Below are 20,008 nucleotides of genomic sequence, written 5' to 3' on the forward strand. Positions count from 1 at the left end.
CTGCGGCAGCATTCAATCCGCGGCGCATTGCGCCGCAACAAAACCCGCGACATGTGCGTGGGTTTTGTTTCCCCGCCCCAGTGCCCCTGGGGCACGTCATTCGGGTATCGAAAGGCGGTTTCTCCGGAACCGTCTTTCGTATATAGGGGACTTTTGAAGTCCCCTATAAGCGGATCATGCCGTATTTCGTCTCAAAGTACGAAATGACCGCGTCTTCCTGCTCCCATGTGCCGTCATACAGTGCAAGTCCCGGAAAAACCCGCAGACCCTGCTCCAGCAGGTCGGCAGATTCCGCGCACAGGCACAGCGGACGCGAGATCATATAGCGGGATTCCTCCAGTGTGACAACATCCTCTTCGGTTTCGAGCAGCAGCTTGAACGCACCCGAATCATCCTCGGCTTCGATGAGATCCTCATCCAGATGCGGACCGCACTCGATCTCATCCGAAATGTCGATGGTCGGAGCGATAAAATGCGCGTGCTTGCCGTCCGGCGCACAGATAAAATCATCGTGATCGCGCGGCAGCGTTTTGCACGCCACCTGATTGCCGCGCAGCGCTGCGACAAATGCTTCCGTACTGTCGGGCACAATGACCTCGGTGTTGTACAGTGTGGTTTGAGACAGCCAGTCCGCGTGCATGCACACGCCGAGCGACAGCCGCGCATACGGCGCCGCGATTTCGAGCGCCTGCGTCAGCGATTCGGGATCGTGTGCGCTGATCAGCACAGTCGTAACGCCAATGCGCTGCAGCACACCGATAGCCGCCCGCACATCCGTGCCGTCCGGCAGATTGCCTTCATCGTCCTCCACCTGCAGCTCCGCAATTACCGTTCGGCCGCACAGATCGCCCAGAGCCAGCACAGCGGCACGCAGTGCCGGAAACGTCGGCGCGCCATGCAGATAATAGAACGCCGCATCGTCGTGCAGCAGCGGACGAAAGGCATCCTTGCACTGCTCAATATAGTGCATGGTGATCGGGCGTTCGCAGTGCTCCGCATCGGGTTCGGGCGGGCACTCGAGCGCCAGGCCGACCGGCAGCGGCGCCAGTTCTTCAGACCATGCATCACACAATTCGGCATTCGGTGCAAGCGCGCCTGCAAACCGCTCAGGCGCAGTATGATACAGCGGAATTGCCGCCGGATCGTTCAGCAAAAGCTGCGGTTTATGCTCGGATTGACATAAAGGAATATCCAAGGTTGTTCTTCCTCCTAAGAAGATGAAAAATATTCATATTTCAGTTGATAAAGTTTACTTTTTCGTCCAGCTGCCGTCACTCTTAACGATATACTTCTGCGGTTTTGCCGCCGCCAGCCTGCACATTTCAAGTGCGCTCTGCAGCTGATCGTCCACCAGATAGGTCTGGCCGTTCAGCGCAGTAACCGCTTCGTCCAGTGCGCTCAGCATCTCCGGAGACGCATACAGTGCCGCAGGCAGATCGTAAGCCGCCCGGAAGGACGCTACCGCGTCCGCTACGTCGCCGTCATACCTGCCGGTTGCTTCGGTGAGCAGTCCCAGCAGCGACAGGCGCTCGGTCATGGCGTAAACCGCGTCCGAGCTGTCGCCAAAACGCAGGGTTGTGCTCGTATCGAGCGGTTTGAGATCCTTGGTATTGACCGTAACCTTGCGGTTTTCCAGCTGGATATCCGGCGTCAGGCCGACGCCTTCCCAGCAGCCCTGCTTGGGCAGCTCGAGTTCCAGCGTGGTGATGACCAGCTTGTCGCCGTTTACCAGATCAATGTGGAACTGACCCTGTCCCTTGCCGTAGGTCTTGCTGCCGATGAGTGTCGCCGAGCCGGTGTCCTGCAGGCTGCCTGCCAGCAGCTCCGCCGCGGAAGCCGTGCCGCCGTCCACCAGAACGACAATCTTGTTAAGCGGCAGCGCATTGCCGGTCGAATAGGTCTGCTCCAGACCGCCCATATCGTCGCGGTAGCGGACGCCGGCAAGCTCTGCATCCTTGACCGGTGTCATAGCATTCGCCATTTTGAGCGCCGCGTCGATCAGGCCGCCGCCGTTGCCGCGCAGGTCGAGAATGACCGCACGGGTGTTCTTGGACGGCAGGCTGTCCCAAATCTCCGAAAACGCCGACCAGTCGTTCTGCGAGCCGATGGCGCTGACCTTGATATACTCCACACCGTCCGCCATCGTCTTGTTGGAAACATACACGCGGTTGACCTGACGGCGCTCACAGGTAACGGTAATGTCCCGTCCGTAGCGGCGCACGGTCAGCTTGACCGACGTGCCTTCCTCGCCGCGCAGCTTAGATGCTACATCGGCATTTTTCAGCTTGGTTGCGTCCTCACCGTTGATTTTCACGATAAGATCGCCAATCTGCAGACCGGCTTCCTCCGCCGCTGAATAGCGCATGACCTCAGCAATCTGTACGCCGTTTTCTGTCTCCTGCAGGCCGACACCGATGCCGACAAAGCCCTCAAGCGTCGAAAAGCCCTGCGAATATTCCTCGCTCGACAGATACATGGAATGCGTATCGAGCAGCGAGAGAATGTCGTTGAGCACGTCATACATCTCATCCGGATGCTTTTCCAGATATTTATTGATATAGTTCTGCAGAACGTACGGATCATGCTCCGCCTTGAGGCCGAAAGCATCAATGAGCGCCCAAACGCCGTCAAACCACGTTTCGCTCTGTCCGTCCTGCGTGATCGCACCGGCGGAGGCGGTCATCATTGCCGCCGTCATCGCCAGTGCCGCTATTCTTTTCGCTAATTTTTTCATGTGGTTCTCCTCCGCGCTCAGCGCGGCAAAAAATCCGTTTTGCTTGCAAAACGTAACCGCATGGCAGGTTTTTTACCGAAAAACCGAGCCATTGGTCCCGTCCGCAGACGGCCGCCGTTACACGGCGGCTTTCAATCAGCGGCGCATGCGCCGCAACAAAACCCGCGACATGTGCGTGGGTTTTGTTACCCCGACCCAGCGCTCTTGGAGCGCGTCATTCGGGTATCGAAGTATGGTTTCTCCGGAACCATACTTCGTATATAGGGGACTTTTGAAGTCCCCTATACGTTGTCACATGGACTCCGGTGCATCTACGCCGATGAGCTTCAGCACGTTCTCAATGGTCTGCTTTGCCGCCAGACACAGGGTCAGACGCGCATCACGGACAGCCGGCTCGGCATCCTTGATGCGGCAGGCGTTGTAGAAGTGATGGAACTGCTGCGCCAGTGCAACGGCGTACTTGTTGAGACGCGACGGATCGCGGCTGACAGCGGACTGCACGATCTCCTCGGGCAGCAGAGCAACCTGCTTGATGAGCTGACGCTCATCTGCGCCGGTCAGCACGGAAAGATCGGTCTTGCCGGTATCCGGCAGCGCAATGCCGCTCTCCTGTGCGTTCTTGAGCACGGAGCAGATACGCGCGTGTGCGTACTGCACATAGTACAGCGGGTTGTCGGAATCCTGCTTGATAGCAAGGTCAAGGTCGAACTCCATCTGGGTCTCCGCCGCGCGGGAGTTGAAGAAGAAACGCGCTGCATCTACCGGAATCTCGTCGAGCAGGTCGGTCAGCGTCAGGCTCTTGCCGGTACGCTTAGACATGCGGACAACCTCGCCGCCCTGCATCATGCGGACAAGCTGCATGAGCACGATCTCCAGACGGTGCGAGCCGTCCAGTCCGAGTGCATCCAGAGCGCACTGCAGACGCTTTACATGACCGTGATGGTCAGCACCCCAAATGTTGATAACACGGTCGAATCCGCGCTTCTCGAACTTGTTGCGATGGTAGGCAATATCCGCCGCAAAGTAGGTATAAAAACCGTTTGCACGGCGCAGAACGTCGTCCTTGTCGCAGCCGAAGTCAGTCGAACGGAGCCACAGTGCGCCGTCCTCGGTCTCGTAGGTTGCGCCCTTGGCGGTCAGCATGTCGATGGTCTCCTTGACGTAACCGCTCTCATGCAGAGTGGACTCACGGAACCATACGTCGTAGTTGATCTTGTAACGCTTGAGGTCGCGCTCCATGCGGGCAATGTTGGTCGGCAGACCGTAGCCCTCAATAACGGCAAAGCGCTCCTCCGGGGTCTTTTCGAGCAGGCTGTCGCCGTACTGCTCTACCAGATCATGCGCCAGCGCCTTAATGTCGTCGCCCTGATACCAGGAAGCGTCGAACTCAATCGCATCCTCGCCCTTGATCTCCTGGATATAGCGGCCCTCAACAGAGTGCGCGAACTTGTCTACCTGATTGCCTGCATCGTTGATGTAGAACTCACGGGTAACGTCGTTGCCGGACCAGTCCAGAACAGAGGACAGGCAGTCGCCCAAAACACCGCCGCGCGCGTTGCCCATGTGCATCGGGCCGGTCGGGTTGGCGGAAACGAACTCTACCATGACCTTTTCCGGCTTTTTGCTCTCGGTACGGCCGTAATTCTCGCCCATGGTGAATACACCGCGGACAGCCTGCTCGTACCAGCCCTGATTCAGCGTGAAGTTCATAAAGCCCGGGCCTGCAATGGTCACGGTGTCAAAGCAGCTGCCCTCGAGGTCGAGGTTTGCCACGATGCTCTCCGCGATCTTGCGCGGCGCCATGTGCAGCGGCTTTGCACACTGCATGGCAAAGGTGGATGCCCAGTCGCCGTTGGAAGAATCCTTCGGGGTCTCTACTGCAACCGGAGGAATGGTGCCTTCAGGCAGCTCGCCTGCGGCTACAGCCTTGCGGTACGCCGCTTCTACAACGCGGGTTGCTTCGGCGCGTGCGATCTCATATGCGTTCATGTGTACACTCCTATATCTAAAATCTCTTATTTTTACTTTGTTAAACGACCTGAATGTTCGGTTTGGTCGATACCGTCATCTCAAAGTGGTGTTCTCCCATGAGAGAGTTGTCCACCTCGACCGTGTAGTCGATGATGAGGTGTCCGCCGTTCTCGCCGATGGTGTTGTGCACCCGCGAGGTGTGGGTGGCGATAGCCATTTCGCTGCCGACCGGCGTCTGATACAGACCGACATGGCGCTCGTCCTCGGCGAACAGCATGTGCGAGGGAAACGTACCCGTGCGGATGAGGGCAACCGTTTTGCCGTCCAGTTTGACGGTGGTCTTGGTGCCTTCGAGTCCGGTCAGCTCACTTTCCTCGTATGCGATGTAATATTTTCCGCCGCGCTCGTACAGCGTGGCAGCGGTTTGCAGGTCGATGTTCTCCTCGTCACAGCCCGCAAACTGCTGCTGAGAGGAAATCGTCAGCCAAACGTCCTTCTTCATATTTCTATGCTCCTTAGCCGTAAAACAGCTTTAATAACGGGAAATATCCACAAGCTCCGCACCGACATCGACCTTTTCCTGCAGGAACAGCTCGGCGAGCTGGTCAAAGCCCTGCGGATCGTCCGAAACGAAATACTGCGTCGTACCCGTGCCCTCGTTCGGGTCAAACTGCGTGGAAGCGAGGTTTGCCGCCTCGGCGCCCGAGTCTATGAGCGTCACATCCGGACCCATAAAGTCGCCGATGACCTCCTCGAGCAGCGGATAGTGCGTACAGCCGAGGATGAGCGTATCCACACCTGCGTCCTTCAGCGGCGTGAGATATTCCTTCACCACAGTCTCGATGACCACATCGCCGCGGTGCACGCGGCCGTTCTCGACCAGCGGCACGAACAGCGGACACGCCTGCGTGAACAGGTCGAGCGTGCCGTCCTTTTTGTGCAGATACTTCTCGTATGCACCCGAACGGATGGTGGCCGCCGTGCCGATCACGCCGACTCTGCCGGTCTGCGTCATGGTCATGGCGCGGCGGCAGGCAGGCTCGACCGTGCCGATGATTGGGATGTCGTTCTCCTCGGAAAGCAGGTCAAGCGCGATTGCGGACACGGTGTTGCAGGCAATGATGATGGATTTCAGGTCATACTGGCGCAGAAACGCCACATCCTGCCTCGCATACTTGGTAATGATATCGCGGCCGCGCGTACCGTACGGCACACGGCCGGTATCGCCGAAATAGATGATATTCTCCTGCGGCATCAGGGCGTGCAGACGGCGCACGGCGGTCAGACCGCCCAAGCCGGAGTCAAATACGCCGATGGCGCGCTTATCCATGATGCTCCTCCAGTGCCAGAGAGATCAGGCGGTCGAGCAGTTCGGCATAGCCGATGCCCTCGTAGTCAAACAGCTTGGGGTACATGCTGATCGAGGTAAAGCCCGGAATCGCATTCAGCTCGTTGAAAACGACCTCACCGCTGTCGTGGGTGACAAAGAAGTCTACGCGCGACAGGCCGCGGCAGCCGAGTGCGGTGTAAACGCGGACAGCGTCCTGACGGACGGCCGCAAGCTGCTCCTCGGTGATATGTGCCGGAATGTACAGACGCGAGCTTTCGTCCTTGTACTTGGCGTCAAAGGTGTAGAACTCCTGCGTCGGAGCGATCTCGCCGACCGTAGAGGCCTGCGGCTCGAGGTTGCCGAGCACAGCGCACTCGACCTCGTGACCGTCGATGAACTCCTCGACGAGCACCTTGGTATCCAGCTTAAAGGCTTCGGCCAGGCCCTCGGCCAGCTCGAGCAGATTGTTCGCCTTGGCAACGCCCACGGACGAGCCCTGCGAGCACGGCTTGACGAATACCGGGAACGCGCCCAGCGTTTCCGCAGCCGCGGCGATTACTGCCTCGGCATTGCGCTCAAAGTCATATCTCAGCGCCAGATAGTACCGCGCCTGACGGACGCCGGTGCCCTCAACGACCTTTTTGGTCAGCGCCTTATCCATCGTGTTCGCGCTTGCGGCTACGCCGCAGCCGACGTACGGAATGCCGGCCAGCTCGAGCAGACCCTGCATCGTGCCGTCCTCGCCGCCGACGCCGTGCAGCACCGGGAATACGCAGTCCAGACGGACAATCTCGATCTCTCCCTCACGGAGCAGCACCATGCCGTGCATGCCGCGGTCGGGTGCGAGAACGGCCTTTACCTTGCCGGTCATGCGCTCCCACGCACCGCTCTCTACACGGTCCGGATCACAGTCCGGGCAGTAGAACCACTCGCCGCTGCGGGTGATGCCGACCGGATAGATTTCATATTTATCTTTATTCAGGTTTCGCAAAATAGAAGCGGCAGACAGGCACGAGATGTCGTGCTCACTCGAAATACCGCCGAATAATACAGCCAGTTTCATTTATCAGATTCGCCCTTTCGTTCGTTTCCTCTGCCCATACTTATACAGATACCATTATACGCTATCTTTTCCGCGAATACAATGCGAAAACAGTGTTTTTCCTGCACTGATCCCACAAAATTTACAATTCCTTCATAGTTATTTTTGATATACCTGTTGACGGACTATATTATATTTCATATAATATTATTAGAAACACAGGAGAGGAGGATTCCATATGTCCTATCCCATCTCGTCCTCCCTGCTGGACGGCATCGTGCTTGCCGTAGTCGAGCGAGAAAGCACCTACGGCTACCGTATCACGCAGGACGTGCAAAAGGTACTGGATATTTCCGAATCTACGCTGTATCCGGTACTTCGGCGGCTGATGAAGGACGGCTGCCTGACCACCTACGATCAGGCCTATGCGGGCCGCAACCGCCGCTACTACCAGATCACCGAGCACGGCAGAGCCGCTCTGCGGCAGCACCGCATCGACTGGCAGAACTACCGCAGCGGGATCGACACGATCTTTTTTGGAGGGGTGAACCAATGAACAGAGCAGAATATCTGGCCGCACTGCGGCGTGCGCTTTCGGTTCTGCCGGAGGAGGAACGCGCCAGTGCCCTGTCTTACTACGAGGAATATTTTGATGATGCAGGCCCGGAGAACGAGGCCAAGGCCATCGAGGAGCTGGGCGACCCGGCCAAGGTAGCCGCACAGATCCTCGCGGACTACCGCGAGCTGACCGCCGTACCGCCCATCCGGCCCATCAGGGAGAAACGCCGCTGGCGCGGCATCAACCCGTGGCTGCTGCTCGTGCTCGTGCTGCTGGCCATCCCCATCGGCGGGCCGCTGCTCGTCGGCGCGTTCGCGACGGTGTTCGGTGTTTTTATCGCCGTTATCGCGGTCATCTTCGCCGTGCTGCTCGTGCTGTACGGCATCCCGCTCGCGCTCGTGTGCGGCGGCGCGGTGCTCGGCGTGTTTTCCCTCGGCCTGTGGATGACACCGGCGAACGCACTCGTCACGCTCGGCACCGGGCTGGCCTGTCTGGCGGCGGGCATCCTGCTCGGACTGCTCGTTATCAAGCTGAGCATTCTGTTTGTGCCGCCGGTGTTCCGCGCCTTTGTCACCGTGCTGCGTGCACCGTTTAACTGGATTCGCAACAGATGCCGCCGTACAGGAGGTGGAAATGTATGAAAAAGCTCATTATTGCGTGCTCGGCCGTGCTTGTGCTCGGCTTAGGGCTCACCGCCGCCGGACATCTCCTCGGCGGACAGCTTTACAGCGTGTACTATCACGGCGCGCTGCATCCGTTCAGCGAGACCGCCCGCCACTTTTCCGATAAGCTCGAGGACGTCAGCGATTCTTATGTTTCCCCGGACGATGAGATCGACAGCGATTTCGACACCGGCTGGGTGCAGGATTACCTCGAAACCCGCCGGAATGCCATCGAGCACGGCGATATGCCTATCCAGTCGGTCGATCAAATCGATTACATCGACTTGACGCTTAATGGCGGAGAATTTACTATCGAGAACGGTTCGGACTTCGCCGTCAGCGCAAGCGCTAATTTCGCAGATACGCAGATAAGCGGTACGCACTGGGCTGCTTCGCTCTGGGCAAACGATGAACCGGCAACGATTACCCTGCCCCGTGACGGAAACTATCTGCAAATCCGCATTTCCTGTGGACAGCAGGCAAATGTGACTATCCGCGACCGTCTATCCGCGCAGAATATCGAGCTGTCTGCCGGAAATGGTACGCTCATCGCCGATAAACTGTATGGATACAGAATCACGCTGGATGCAACCGACGGCCGCTTATCCGCAACCCTGCCCGAGTCGGCAGACCAGTATCATATACAGGCCACTACCAACTGGGGTACAGTCATAATGAACGGCACACCGCTGGTTCAGATGGACGAACTCGGAAACGGCACTGCACAATACGATAACCGCGCCGAGCACGTTCCACACGATCTGCAAGCCAGAGTGTCCGGCTCCGGCCAGATCAGCCTGCTTTCCCAAGTCACACTCGCTAACGCCGATGCCCCTGTCTGAACTGTAACTTGACGAAATCCACAAAACAACGTATGATAAAAGAAAAGGAGACTTTACGATGAATGGCAAGAAATTGTATCGCAGTGAATCCAACCGCATGCTGTGCGGTGTCTGTGCCGGCATCGCGGAATATTTTGATCTCGACCCGACTTTGATCCGTCTGGCATGGGCGCTTGTATGCTTCCTCGGCGGTTCGGGTATCCTGGCGTATATTATCGCCGCGATCATCATTCCGTCCGAGAGCACGCGCAATAACAATATGATGTGACCCATCGCCGTTTCTCCGGAAAAGAGAGGAAGTGCTCGCTATGAGCGAAAACCAGCAGCCGCTGGACGAAGAACAGGCGGTTTCCGATGTGCAGGAGCAGGAAACCCTGCCTGCCGCAGCCGAAGATACCCCGCCCGCTGCGCAGGATGAAAATGCACCCGCCATCCTCGACGCGGAACCAGAAGAGGAAGAAGAAGATATTGATCCTGCCGATGTGAAGATCTTCGGCATGAAGCGCCATGTGTTCCAGCTGACCTGTCTGGGCGCCGCTGTCGGCTATATCCTGTGCGGACTGGTCGGTATTCTCGGTGAGAAGATGCAGGGTACCGGTCTGGGCGATATTCTGGCGAAATCGCCGAGCACAACCGTCTGGGCGGTCGTTGTGGCCGCTGTCGGCTATTTTATCGGCTCGCGTCTGGAGAAAAAGCGCGAAGCTGCTCTTGCGGACGAACAGGCCGCACTCGAGCAGTCCAATGATACAAACGCATAATTTTCCTTTTGGAGCTGTCCGGAAAGAGAGTCTGTGTAAGCAGGCTCTCTTTTCGCGTTTGCGCAACAAAAAAGAACCCCGAAGGGTTCTTTTGAGGCTGTCGAAAAACTATCGTTTTCCGAGCAGCCTCTCGCTCGAAACCACGCTTTCGAGCGAATACTGAAGAAAAACCGCGCCCTACGGCCACATTTTTTCTTCCCTTGTATAAATTCCGAGATACATGCTCCCGGAATTTATGAATTTGCTTCGCAAATCCTATTTTATGCGTGCTGCCGCACGAAGCGTAAAAATTAAAATAATACTTTTTTGACAGACTGAAAAGAACCCCGAAGGGTTCTTTTTACCGCTCATCGCTGTTAATTTTATCGAGAATCTTCTTATCCCGCTTATCCTGCGGCTGAAACTGTGCAAACAGGTCGGGCCGATCCTTTTTCGTGCGGCGCAGGCTCATTTCGCGTCTCCATGCTTCAATATTGGCATGGTGCCCGGAGAGCAGCACCTCCGGCACTTCCCTGCCGCGCCAGTTTTCCGGGCGGGTGTACTGCGGATGCTCGAGCAGACCGTCCCAGTGGCTTTCCGCCGTGAACGCTTCCTCGTCCGGCAGAACGCCCGGCACCATGCGGCATACCGCGTCCGCGACAGCCATCGCAGGAATCTCCCCGCCGGTGAGCACAAAGTCGCCGATGGAGATCTCCTCGTCCACGCACTCGTCAATAAAGCGTTGGTCAATGCCCTCATAATGGCCGCAGACCAGAATAAAGTGCTCCTTTGTGAGCAGCTCACGCGCTTTCTGCTGGTTAAACGGCTGTCCCTGTGCAGAGAGGAACACCGTGTGCACATGTTCGCCGGCACTCAGCGCCTGATGGCACAGATACAGCGGCTCAGCCAGCATGACCTGTCCGCGTCCACCGCCGTAGGGCGCGTCATCCGCCTTGTGGTGCTTGTCGAGCGCATAATCGCGGATGTTGGTTGCCTTGACCTCGACAACACCCTTGTCCTGGGCGCGTCCGATAATGCTTTCGCGCATAACCGCGTTGATCATCTCCGGAAACAGCGTCATAATGTCGATTTTCATTCGATCAGACCCTCGATGCTCTCAACGTAGATCACGCCGGCTTCCATGTCGATCTCCTTGAGGAACGGCTTGATGGCCGGAATGTAGATCAGACGTCCGTCCTCACCGGCGATTTCGTACATATCATGCGCTGGATTACTGGTCAGTACGTCACGGATGCGGCCGATTACGCGGTCAACGCGCAGATCGAACACCTTGAAGCCCAGAATATCCTGAATGAACACGAGATCCTCGGGCAGCTCTACGTCCTCGCGGTCGAGGTGGAGCACCTTGTTGCGCATCGCCTCGGCGGCCTCGACCGTGTCAATGCCCTTGATATGCATAAGCACAACATTCTTGTGAACCTGCGCCTTTTCGACGGTCACAGGCGTTTTTTCGTCCAGATAGAGCGTGTCAAAGTCACACAGCACCTCAGGGCTGTCGCACCAGCTCTGCACCTTCAGGTCGCCGCGCACGCCGTGCGTGCCGACGATCTTGCCGGCCTCTAAAAATTTCTTCGGCATATTCGTTCTTTCCTCCTGCCTGTGAGCGTTTTTATTCCTGCGATGTTTGATTGATGGTGATTCGTTTATCTGTCGGGGATTTCACCGTCTGCTTCGAAATCAGGGAACGGCAGTCGGGTTACTCTTGCGTTTGTTTCGCGAGACATTCGCAGTTCACAGATAACCTGCTGCTGCACATATGGGTTACCCTAGGTGCCGTCCGCTGTCTCCAGACTCACGATTTGTGCGGCACTGTTATCCCCCAGGGGACCTTCTCTTGCCCTTCGGGCAATTCACCTTGTGCCGCACCCAGCGTCGAGCAGCCGACCTGTGTAGCAGAAATGTATCTGACACTGCGAATAGGTTGGGAAAGACACGGAAGCAAAAATCCTCTGCCGTTCCTCTATAGTCTCAGCTCTCTGATTGCCGCCGTGCCCTCTTAGGAAAGGGGTGATTCACAAGAGGGTGGAAACCTTGGTGTCTACCCTCTTGTGCCCCTGCCGGGTAGGCAAATCCCCGCTGAGGTTCAGCGAAAAACACCCCGCCCGTTAGGGACGAACACGCTTACGCAGTTCGTACACCCCGCTGGATCGGTGCAGATAAAACAAAAAATCGCCGCGCTGCGGCGATTTTCGGAAAAAGCCAGCGCCTGACGGCACCGGCTCTTCATTCAAGTTGAAGTGATTAACACTTCGGCGCGATCCGCGCAGGCTCAGTCGAGAATATCAACTGTGACGCGCTTGTTCTCGCGATTGCCTGCCGCTTTCATGAGTGTGCGGATTTCCTTTGCGATGCGGCCGTGGCGACCGATAACGCGACCCATATCTCCCGGTGCTACACGCAGCGAGTAGGTGATGTTATCGCCGTCGATCTCCTCAGTAATGGCAATCGCAGCCGGATCGGAAACCAGATTTTCGACTATATAAGTCAGTAACTCTTTCATTTCGACGACCTCACTCAATTCAGCACACCGGCCTTCTTCAGAATACCGCGAACGGTATCGGTCGGCTGAGCGCCGTTCTTGATCCACTCCTGAGCACGGTCAGCGTTTACGTTGACAACAGCCGGCTCTGCCAGCGGATTGTAAGTGCCGATCTCCTCGATGAAACGACCGTCACGCGGGTAACGGGAATCAGCGACAACGATGCGGTAGAACGGAGTCTTCTTAGCGCCCATGCGACGCAGTCTGATCTTTACCATTGAAATTTCACCTCCTGTTATAGAAATTTATCTATTGTAAATTTACTTTACAAACGAATAGCGATTAAAACGGCAGCTTGAAGTTGCCCAGTCCCGGGAAGCCGCGGCGTTTTTTGCCCTTGCTGCGTGCCATGCTGGTAAGCTGCTTGGTCATCTTCTGCATGGCCTCAAACTGCTTGAGCAGCTTGTTGACCTGCTCGACCGACAGTCCGCAGCCGTTTGCAATGCGCTTCTTGCGGGAGTAGTTGATGATGGAGGGATTATCTCTCTCCTTCGGGGTCATAGACTGGATGATGGCTTCGGTATGCGCCATCTGCTTTTCGTCGATCTTTGCACCGGCGAGGGCTTTTGCGTCCACACCCGGCAGCATGCCGAGCATTTCCTCCATCGAGCCCATGTTTTTCATTTTCTGCAGCTGATCGTAAAAATCGGTCAGCGTCAGCTTGCCGGCCATCATCTTCTTGGCGGTTTCGGCTGCCTGCTTCTGATCAAAGGACTCCTGCGCCTTTTCGATCAACGTCAGCACATCGCCCATGCCGAGGATGCGGCTTGCCATACGGTCCGGGTGGAACGGCTCGATATCGCCGAGCTTCTCGCCCGTGCCGATGAACTTGATCGGCTTGCCGGTAACGGCCTTGACCGAAAGCGCTGCACCGCCGCGTGCGTCGCCGTCCATCTTGCTCATGAGCACACCGTCGATGCCGAGAGCCTCGTCAAAGGTCTGTGCGACCGTTACAGCGTCCTGACCGGTCATTGCGTCCACCACAAGGATGATCTCGGTGGGCTTGACCGTTGCTTTGATGTTCTTCAGCTCGTCCATCAGCTTTTCGTCGATGTGCAGGCGACCTGCGGTATCGAGGAAAACCAGATCATAGCCGTTCTTGCGGGCAAAGTCGATGCCGTGCTTTGCGATCTCGACCGGATCGCCCTGACCTTCGTCAAAAACGGGGATGTTAAGCTGCTTGCCAACTACCTTTAACTGTTCGATAGCCGCCGGACGGTAAACGTCACAGGCTACGAGCAGCGGTCGGCGCTGCTGCTGCTTGCGAAGCAGAGCGGCCAGCTTTGCGCAGTTGGTGGTTTTGCCGGCGCCCTGCAGACCGGCCATCATCACGATGGTGGGCGGGTTCGGCGATATGGTCAAACGAGTGGTCTGGCCGCCCAAGAGCGAAACCAGCTCCTCGTTTACGATCTTGATGACCTGCTGGGTCGGAGACAGGCTTTCGAGGATCTCCGCGTCCGTTGCCTTTTCGGTAACGGTCTTGATGAAGTCCTTTGCGACCTTGAAGTTGACGTCCGCCTCGAGCAGTGCCATGCGGATTTCCTTCATTGCGTCCTTGATATCGGACTCGGTCAGCCTTCCCTTGCTGCGCAGGTGCTTAAAAGCAGATGAAATTTTTTCGGTAAGCCCTTCAAATGCCATGTTAAGCCTCCTGCCTGAGCTGTTCGAGCAGTGCCGTCATGCGGGAAACGATCTCGTCCGCCTCGGCACTGTGCAGTTGTGCGGCGTTCAATTCATGCAGCTGCTCAACCTCGTGCTGAAGTTCCTCTGCGCACCGCTCGGTGTCGCCGTATCGGGCCACCAGACCGAGCTTGTCCTCCATCTCATGAAGGGCGTGCTCCGCTCGCTTGATGCTGTCGCGCACACCCTGACGGGTGATGCCGGCGTGCTCGGCGATCTCGGAAAGCGAAAGATCTTCATTGTAATACAGATCAAACAACTCGCGCTGCTTCTCGGTGAGGGTTTCGCCGTAGAAGTCAAACAGCAGGCTCATTTCAAGCGGTGTTGCCTTCATGGTGATCCTCCCTCTGAAGTGTAAAGTGTTTTGCCTTTACATCGAACGTGTTTATTCTATCCTATATCAGCTCTTTTGTCAAGAGGGAACTTTTCATATTGTAAAGTTTTTTTCGTTCCGGTTGAACCATCGGGAATTGCGGATGGAAACCGCAGCTTCTCCCGCTCACCGATTCATCCACCGAATCACGCTCAGCGCCTGCGGCGCGATCTCACTCGGAGACGCCGCCGGCTTCGCCAGAAAATATCCCTGCAGCAGATCAACGCCCAACTCAATAACCTTGCGCAGCTCAGCTTCGGTCTCGATGCCCTCGGCAACGATCTTCATGCCGCGTCCGTGTGCGTATTCCACAATATCCTTGACCAGCTGCTGCTTATCCGCATCGGTGTCGATATCGCAGATGATGTTGATATCCACCTTGATATAGTCCGGCGACAGCTCGAGCAGACTATTGCTGTTGCTGTAACCGCTGCCCCAGTCATCCAGCGCGAACGCGCCCTGATCGCCCAGTGCCCTGCGCTTGCGCTCCAGCGCCTCGCGGTCGATCTCCTCTTCCTCGGTGATCTCGATGACCAGATTATTCAGCAGCTCGGCAAACTGCGTCTTGAATTCCGCAACATCCTCATCCGTCAGGCTGCTGCTGGCAATCGAGTTGAGAAACAGCTTGGTGTTCCTATGCAGCCGCCCCCTTTTCTGCATCATCACAAACGTGGATGCCGCCTTGAAGGCGGTCAGCCGCTCAATCTCGTACAGCTTGTCCATCTCGCGCGCCAGCTTCATCACGGTCAGCGGCGAACTCAGAAGCGGCATTTTCACACGCAGCAGCGCCTCATACGCCTCTACCCTGCCGGTATGCGCTGAGAAAATCGGCTGAAAATGGTAGCCTGCACTGCTCTCACGCAGCATCTGCAGGAATTCCCTGCGCAGCTGTGCTGCGTAGACCTCCTGATTATAGGCGCCGATATCAAATTCACCCATTTCGCCCTTGGACTCATGCTTCACCTGATACATGGCAAAATCCGCATGCTTTTTGAGCGTAGCCAGATCCCTGCCGTTCTCCGGATACCACGCGATACCACCGGAAATGCTGATGCGCATGGTGTCGCCGTTCGGCAGAAGCGCCGTGCGCTCCTTTATTGCTTCGGAAAGCCTGTTCAGCACCTGACGGATTTCGTCCCGTCTGTCGTAGCCATAGAACAGCACAATGAATTCATCTCCCGACATACGGGCGCAAATGGTATTCTGGGGCAGCGTCTGTGCAATGCACTGACCCGCCAGATTGATATATCGGTCGCCCCAGTCATGGCCGAACGTGTCGTTGATATGCTTGAGGTTATCCATATCCATCATCAGCAGTGCAGCATGCCCCAGTTTTTCCGGCATACGGAACAGTTTTTTCGCCCGTGCATCAAAGGCCCGGCGGTTGTACAGATCGGTCAGCACATCGTAATCGCGCTCATGCTCGATACGGCGGCGCTCAAGTGTTGTCGCAGTCACATCCTCGACCAGACCGACCTGCACCTCATCCTCGCCGGTGATGCGCAGCATGACAAACCGCTCACTGCCGTCCTTTTGCGGAATGGTGAACACACAGCCGCCGTCCTGCAGACTGAAGCTCTCCTTCTGCAGCACCAGATTCTCCATCAGCATCTCAAACTGCTCCCGTGTCACATCATTCGGGTCGGTGTTCTGCATGCCAAGCATGGAGAAAAAGTTGTCGGTCACGAATACTTTATCGCTGTCCTCACGGATTTCATAGCCGCCGAGTTCAATACTTGCCATGTCCATAATACGCAGGAATTTCGTGGAGGTATCCAGAATATCCTGACTGAGTTGGGTGATTGCGGTGGAAAAGCCGTCTAACTCGCGGATGCCGGTGCGCGAGAGCTTTGGGATCTCCGTTCTCTTATCCTGTATAGCGGCTATCTCGTCGGACAGCTGCCGGATCGGATGCGCCAGTCCGCGGCTGACCAAATAACTGCATACCAGACCGACGGCCAGCGTCAGCACGACTGCCACCAGCAGCAGACTCTGCATATCGTTGGATATTTTATACAGCGTGCTGTTGGGCACTATGCCGAGCAGCAGCCAGTGCTCATTCGAAAATGGTGCGTTGCGGTCGTACAGCGTCAGCGGTTCCGCACAAGCGAAGTATTTTGTCTTATTGATGACAATGGTGCCGGCAGCACCGCTGTCCTGCATGACAATGCTCTGCGCGCTTTTCAGCGAACGATCCTGCGTAGAAAACGTCACCGGCTGCAGCGGGATGCCGCCTGCCTGCTTTTCATCAGTCGTTACGGCGAGCAGGTATGCGCCGGTGCCGTCATTCTGCAGTTCGGTCAGCGGCAGCTGCTCCTCCAGATAGCTGCACAGCAGCTCCACGCCGACAACGCCGTACACCGTGCCGTCCGGCAGGATGAGCGGCTGCGCGTACGCGATTGCCTCCCGCTTGTCTCCCGGCAGAACATACGGCGAGGTCGTCCAGCGGCCGTACTGCGCCATCATCAGCTTGCCGCCGTCCTGATAGGCGGTCCTGAACGGCTGATACACAAAATCACCAAGCTCTTCATAGTCCAGCGTGGGCTGCCAGCAGGAGTCTGTCGAAATACGCATGGACTTCACGATTCCTGCCGGTGCAAACGACAGCATCAGATCCTCGTTGCGCTCGGAAGCCGCCGCATCCGGGTCCAGATCGCGCAGATAAATGCCCGGCAGACGCCCATTGGTCTTGTGGGCATCCAGATCGCATGTATTGAGCACAACGAATACACCCGTCACCGACGAGCTGCGCAGCTGCATCACCAAATCATCTGCAATCGCTTCAAGCAGCGGCTCGCTTGAAGCACTGCTCTGTCCCAGCGTATCCTTTGAGATTTGACCGGAGGCCAGCAGCGCTTCGGTTTTCTCGTTGATCCGATTCGGCATGTCGCCGAGATTCTGCGCCTGCACGAGAAAATCCTCCAGATAACTGCTGCGGTTCTCAACCTGTTTGGCTAAAATATCCTCCGCGTTCCGGTCCAGCTGCTGTGGCACGCGGCTTACCGCGATGGAGGCGACCAGCAGTGCGACCTCGACCGCCAGAATGACCAGTACCGATATAAATATAGTGGAAAAGACCGATCTTTCCCGTTTTTCTGTTGGCTTACTGCAAGCCTTCATACCGCACCGCCTGTTCAAACCTAATCTCTCGAGCTGTTTCTCTTATCCTTCGTATGCCTGAAGCTGCGCCAGCGTATCCCGATACCAGCTGTCAAAATATGCATCTGTCAGAAATTCCGCCTCGGCCTGCTCCGCGCTCTGCCCGGCTGCAATGCGCTGCTCCACCGTGTCGCGGTCTGCCACAGCAAGATCACTCATCGCGTATTCCAGCACCTTGCGCGCGTTCTTGCCGCCCTCGAAGGCGCGGGTAGTGTACAGCTTATTCTCGTTTACCGTCTTGACCGCCATCTGCAGAACGGACTTGACCTCGGGTGTCATAGCAACCTCGCTGTCAGCCAGCGTTTCTTCTTTATTCGCTTCCCGGGTGACCGGCAGATAACCCGAGCTGATCGAGAACTGAATGTTGTTCTCCGGTGCGGTGAAATACTTGAGGAAGGTTACGCTCGCCTTGATCTCCGCCTCATCACCCTTGGTAACAACCATGCCCGCTCCCTGCTGCACTGAAACCGGTTCACAGCCCGCAAAATGCGGATTCGGCAGCACTTTCAGCTCGATCGAATGGCTGTCGTCATCACTGGTCATTACGCTGTCCGGAAAGAAGGTCGCGCTCGAGCTGGAGCCGACATAGGACAGGATCGTACCGGTTTTGATGTCATCGCTGCGGAAATGGCCGTTTGCCTCAAAATAGCCCTTGATAAACGGCACGTAGTAGTTGTCCCACAGCTTACGGATAACATTTTTATCAAAATCAAGCGTCATTTTGCCGTTCTGCACGTCAAAAATCGTGCAGCCAAGCTCCTTTGCACCGATAAGCAGATAGTTTGCCATCGCATCTCTGCCAAACAGAGCACGGCCGTCATCCGGCGCTTCGGTCTGCGCGTCCGTCCAGTTATAGTATTTCTCGGCTGCTGCGGTCAATCCCTCAACCGTCGCAAGATCGTCATAAGTCGTGCCGGTCGCCTGCGAAAACGCCTGCCAGTCGGTATCGTTCAGATAAAGCACCTCGGTGGCCTTTGCGGTCAGGAAAATCTTGATACTGCCATCACCGTCAAAGTCACCCTCGGTGAGATAGCCTTCGATGTACTCGCTTTTCTCGCTTTCGGTCAGGTAGTCGTTCAGATCCACGACCATGCCCTGCTGATCGAGCGCATAGGCGGTATCCGCATAGCCGGAGAAGATATTCGGCAGTTCTTCCGCACCGACCTTGCCTTCCGCGGCGTTCAGCACGTTAGTCTCCAGATCATTTACACTGCCCTGACTGGCGCTTTCCACCGTGATCCCCTGCTCTTTGCCGACCGTATCGTTGAAATTCTGCACCATCCGGTTGAATGCTTCGAGCTGCTCACCGTTATAGTAGTTCCAGATTGTGATCGTCACCGGCTCCTTTTCCGCACCGCAGCCGCCGCATGTCAGCGCCAGCATGACCGCAGCCGCCGTTCCGGCGATCAGCCGCTTGTATACCTTCATAGTTTCCTCTTTTCCTCATAATAGTATGTAAACAAATTCATCCGATTCTATGTATTTTCCCATATGCACGGAATTTTTCTTTTTCCATTCATATAAGGCAGCACCGCACAATTAAAGCAGCGTGCACCGCGCGTAAAGAGCGCGGAAATTTTACGCGGGCATGCTGCCGCATGGCAAATGAAATTGATAATGGTATTTGTGTGCTGTATGCATGCACCCGCTGCAGTATCTGTCTGAACTGCTATAGTTTATCACAATGCGCAAAAAACGTAAAGCGCGAGTTCCCTGTGACACACATTGCACCTTGTTTTTTGCTTTTCTTTTTCCGCACAGCATGGTAGAATACTATCAGTCCGAAAAAAGGAGGGCGCATGCCATGAAATGGCTTTCACATCTGCGCACGGTGCAGCACCATCGTTTTCTGGTTCTCCGGCACTGCTGGCGCGTTGGATTATACTGGCAGGGACTGACGCACGATTTGAGCAAGTTCAGTCCGGTGGAGTTTTCCGCCGGTGCAAAATATTATCAGGGCAACCGCAGCCCGAACGAGATTGAACGCCGCGAAAAGGGCTACAGCGCAGCATGGCTGCATCATAAGGGCCGGAATAAGCATCATCTGGAGTACTGGATCGACTACGCCGCCGACGGCTCCGGTATGTGCGGCATGAAAATGCCCATTCAATATGTAATAGAGATGTTCTGCGACCGCGTAGCCGCCAGCAAGACCTATCGCGGTGCTGCCTACCGCGACAGCGATCCGTATGATTACTATGCACACTCAGTCGATCACTATATCATCCATCCGGATACCGCCGCCGCACTGGAATCCCTGCTGCGTATTCTGCGCGACGAGGGCGAGGAAAGGGCGTTTGCGGCTGCACGAAAACTGCTTAAAACGGGATATTGAGCAAAAAGGAATCAGCCGGTCGGC

20 protein-coding genes are annotated in these 20,008 nt (G+C 56.3%); 6 read left to right on the forward strand and 14 right to left on the reverse strand.

Annotation, left to right across the window (positions count from 1 at the left end; translation table 11 throughout):
* Positions 1-163 precede the first annotated feature (163 nt).
* From DW088_RS12630 to DW088_RS12655, 6 genes are all read right to left on the reverse strand, one after another.
* Positions 164-1,195: a hypothetical protein gene (locus DW088_RS12630; RefSeq protein WP_118361056.1), complete on the reverse strand. Its 1,032-nt coding sequence runs from the start codon at positions 1,193-1,195 to the stop codon at positions 164-166.
* A 54-nt stretch (positions 1,196-1,249) separates the two neighbouring features.
* The gene (locus tag DW088_RS12635) at positions 1,250-2,734 is read right to left on the reverse strand and encodes a S41 family peptidase (protein ID WP_118361058.1); all 1,485 of its coding nucleotides are present in this window, start codon (positions 2,732-2,734) and stop codon (positions 1,250-1,252) included.
* A 291-nt stretch (positions 2,735-3,025) separates the two neighbouring features.
* Positions 3,026-4,723, reverse strand: coding sequence for an arginine--tRNA ligase (gene argS, locus DW088_RS12640; protein ID WP_118361060.1), 1,698 nt, complete (start codon positions 4,721-4,723; stop codon positions 3,026-3,028).
* Positions 4,724-4,763: 40 nt separating this feature from the next.
* Positions 4,764-5,207 carry a DUF1934 domain-containing protein gene (locus tag DW088_RS12645; RefSeq protein WP_118361062.1) on the reverse strand — a complete coding sequence of 148 codons (444 nt, stop codon included), beginning with the start codon at positions 5,205-5,207 and terminating at the stop codon, positions 4,764-4,766.
* Positions 5,208-5,237: 30 nt separating this feature from the next.
* Positions 5,238-6,035, reverse strand: a complete 798-nt coding sequence (murI, locus tag DW088_RS12650; RefSeq protein WP_118361064.1) for a glutamate racemase — start codon at positions 6,033-6,035, stop codon at positions 5,238-5,240.
* Positions 6,028-7,098 (reverse strand): D-alanine--D-alanine ligase family protein, encoded by a 1,071-nt coding sequence (locus DW088_RS12655; RefSeq protein ID WP_118361066.1) that lies wholly within the window; start codon positions 7,096-7,098, stop codon positions 6,028-6,030. The genes murI and DW088_RS12655 overlap by 8 nt, the downstream gene beginning before the upstream one ends.
* Before the next feature lie 217 nt (positions 7,099-7,315).
* Here DW088_RS12655 and DW088_RS12660 point away from each other — a divergent pair, with 217 nt between their 5' ends.
* Genes DW088_RS12660 through DW088_RS12680 form a run of 5 tightly spaced genes read left to right on the forward strand, consistent with a single transcriptional unit; the run spans position 7,316 to position 9,898 of the window.
* The gene (locus tag DW088_RS12660) at positions 7,316-7,633 is read left to right on the forward strand and encodes a PadR family transcriptional regulator (RefSeq protein WP_118361068.1); all 318 of its coding nucleotides are present in this window, start codon (positions 7,316-7,318) and stop codon (positions 7,631-7,633) included.
* A complete protein-coding gene (locus DW088_RS12665) occupies positions 7,630-8,277 on the forward strand; it encodes a DUF1700 domain-containing protein (RefSeq protein WP_118361070.1) in 648 nt (215 codons plus the stop codon). Before DW088_RS12660 ends, DW088_RS12665 begins: the two co-directional genes overlap by 4 nt.
* A complete protein-coding gene (locus tag DW088_RS12670; RefSeq protein WP_118361072.1) occupies positions 8,274-9,140 on the forward strand; it encodes a hypothetical protein in 867 nt (288 codons plus the stop codon). The genes DW088_RS12665 and DW088_RS12670 overlap by 4 nt, the downstream gene beginning before the upstream one ends.
* A gap of 58 nt (positions 9,141-9,198) precedes the next feature.
* Positions 9,199-9,408, forward strand: coding sequence for a PspC domain-containing protein (locus DW088_RS12675; RefSeq protein WP_110435986.1), 210 nt, complete (start codon positions 9,199-9,201; stop codon positions 9,406-9,408).
* 40 nt (positions 9,409-9,448) lie between these two features.
* Entirely contained in the window at positions 9,449-9,898 is a 450-nt protein-coding gene (locus DW088_RS12680; RefSeq protein ID WP_118361074.1) for a hypothetical protein, read from the forward strand.
* Between the two features lie 340 nt (positions 9,899-10,238).
* On the opposite strand, the gene trmD is transcribed toward DW088_RS12680, so the two are convergent.
* From trmD to DW088_RS12720, 8 genes are all read right to left on the reverse strand, one after another.
* Positions 10,239-10,973 carry a tRNA (guanosine(37)-N1)-methyltransferase TrmD gene (gene trmD, locus DW088_RS12685; protein ID WP_118361076.1) on the reverse strand — a complete coding sequence of 245 codons (735 nt, stop codon included), beginning with the start codon at positions 10,971-10,973 and terminating at the stop codon, positions 10,239-10,241.
* Positions 10,970-11,476: a ribosome maturation factor RimM gene (rimM, locus tag DW088_RS12690; RefSeq protein WP_116705292.1), complete on the reverse strand. Its 507-nt coding sequence runs from the start codon at positions 11,474-11,476 to the stop codon at positions 10,970-10,972. The genes trmD and rimM overlap by 4 nt, the downstream gene beginning before the upstream one ends.
* A 691-nt stretch (positions 11,477-12,167) precedes the next feature.
* Complete coding sequence (locus DW088_RS12695; RefSeq protein WP_110435982.1) at positions 12,168-12,398, reverse strand: KH domain-containing protein; 231 nt, start codon at positions 12,396-12,398, stop codon at positions 12,168-12,170.
* A gap of 14 nt (positions 12,399-12,412) precedes the next feature.
* Positions 12,413-12,655: a 30S ribosomal protein S16 gene (gene rpsP, locus DW088_RS12700; protein ID WP_110435981.1), complete on the reverse strand. Its 243-nt coding sequence runs from the start codon at positions 12,653-12,655 to the stop codon at positions 12,413-12,415.
* A 64-nt stretch (positions 12,656-12,719) separates the two neighbouring features.
* Positions 12,720-14,078, reverse strand: a complete 1,359-nt coding sequence (gene ffh, locus DW088_RS12705) for a signal recognition particle protein (RefSeq protein ID WP_110435980.1) — start codon at positions 14,076-14,078, stop codon at positions 12,720-12,722.
* A gap of 1 nt (position 14,079) precedes the next feature.
* Positions 14,080-14,451, reverse strand: a complete 372-nt coding sequence (ylxM, locus tag DW088_RS12710) for a YlxM family DNA-binding protein (RefSeq protein ID WP_110435979.1) — start codon at positions 14,449-14,451, stop codon at positions 14,080-14,082.
* A 165-nt stretch (positions 14,452-14,616) separates the two neighbouring features.
* A complete protein-coding gene (locus DW088_RS12715; RefSeq protein ID WP_118361078.1) occupies positions 14,617-17,610 on the reverse strand; it encodes an EAL domain-containing protein in 2,994 nt (997 codons plus the stop codon).
* Between the two features lie 42 nt (positions 17,611-17,652).
* Positions 17,653-19,077 carry an extracellular solute-binding protein gene (locus tag DW088_RS12720; RefSeq protein ID WP_118361080.1) on the reverse strand — a complete coding sequence of 475 codons (1,425 nt, stop codon included), beginning with the start codon at positions 19,075-19,077 and terminating at the stop codon, positions 17,653-17,655.
* Between the two features lie 376 nt (positions 19,078-19,453).
* Here DW088_RS12720 and DW088_RS12725 point away from each other — a divergent pair, with 376 nt between their 5' ends.
* Complete coding sequence (locus DW088_RS12725) at positions 19,454-19,984, forward strand: DUF5662 family protein (RefSeq protein WP_110435976.1); 531 nt, start codon at positions 19,454-19,456, stop codon at positions 19,982-19,984.
* Positions 19,985-20,008: the final 24 nt, after the last annotated feature.

It is taken from the genome of Butyricicoccus sp. AM05-1 (assembly GCF_003474415.1).
Taxonomy (GTDB): Bacteria; Bacillota; Clostridia; order Oscillospirales; family Butyricicoccaceae; genus Agathobaculum; species Agathobaculum butyriciproducens.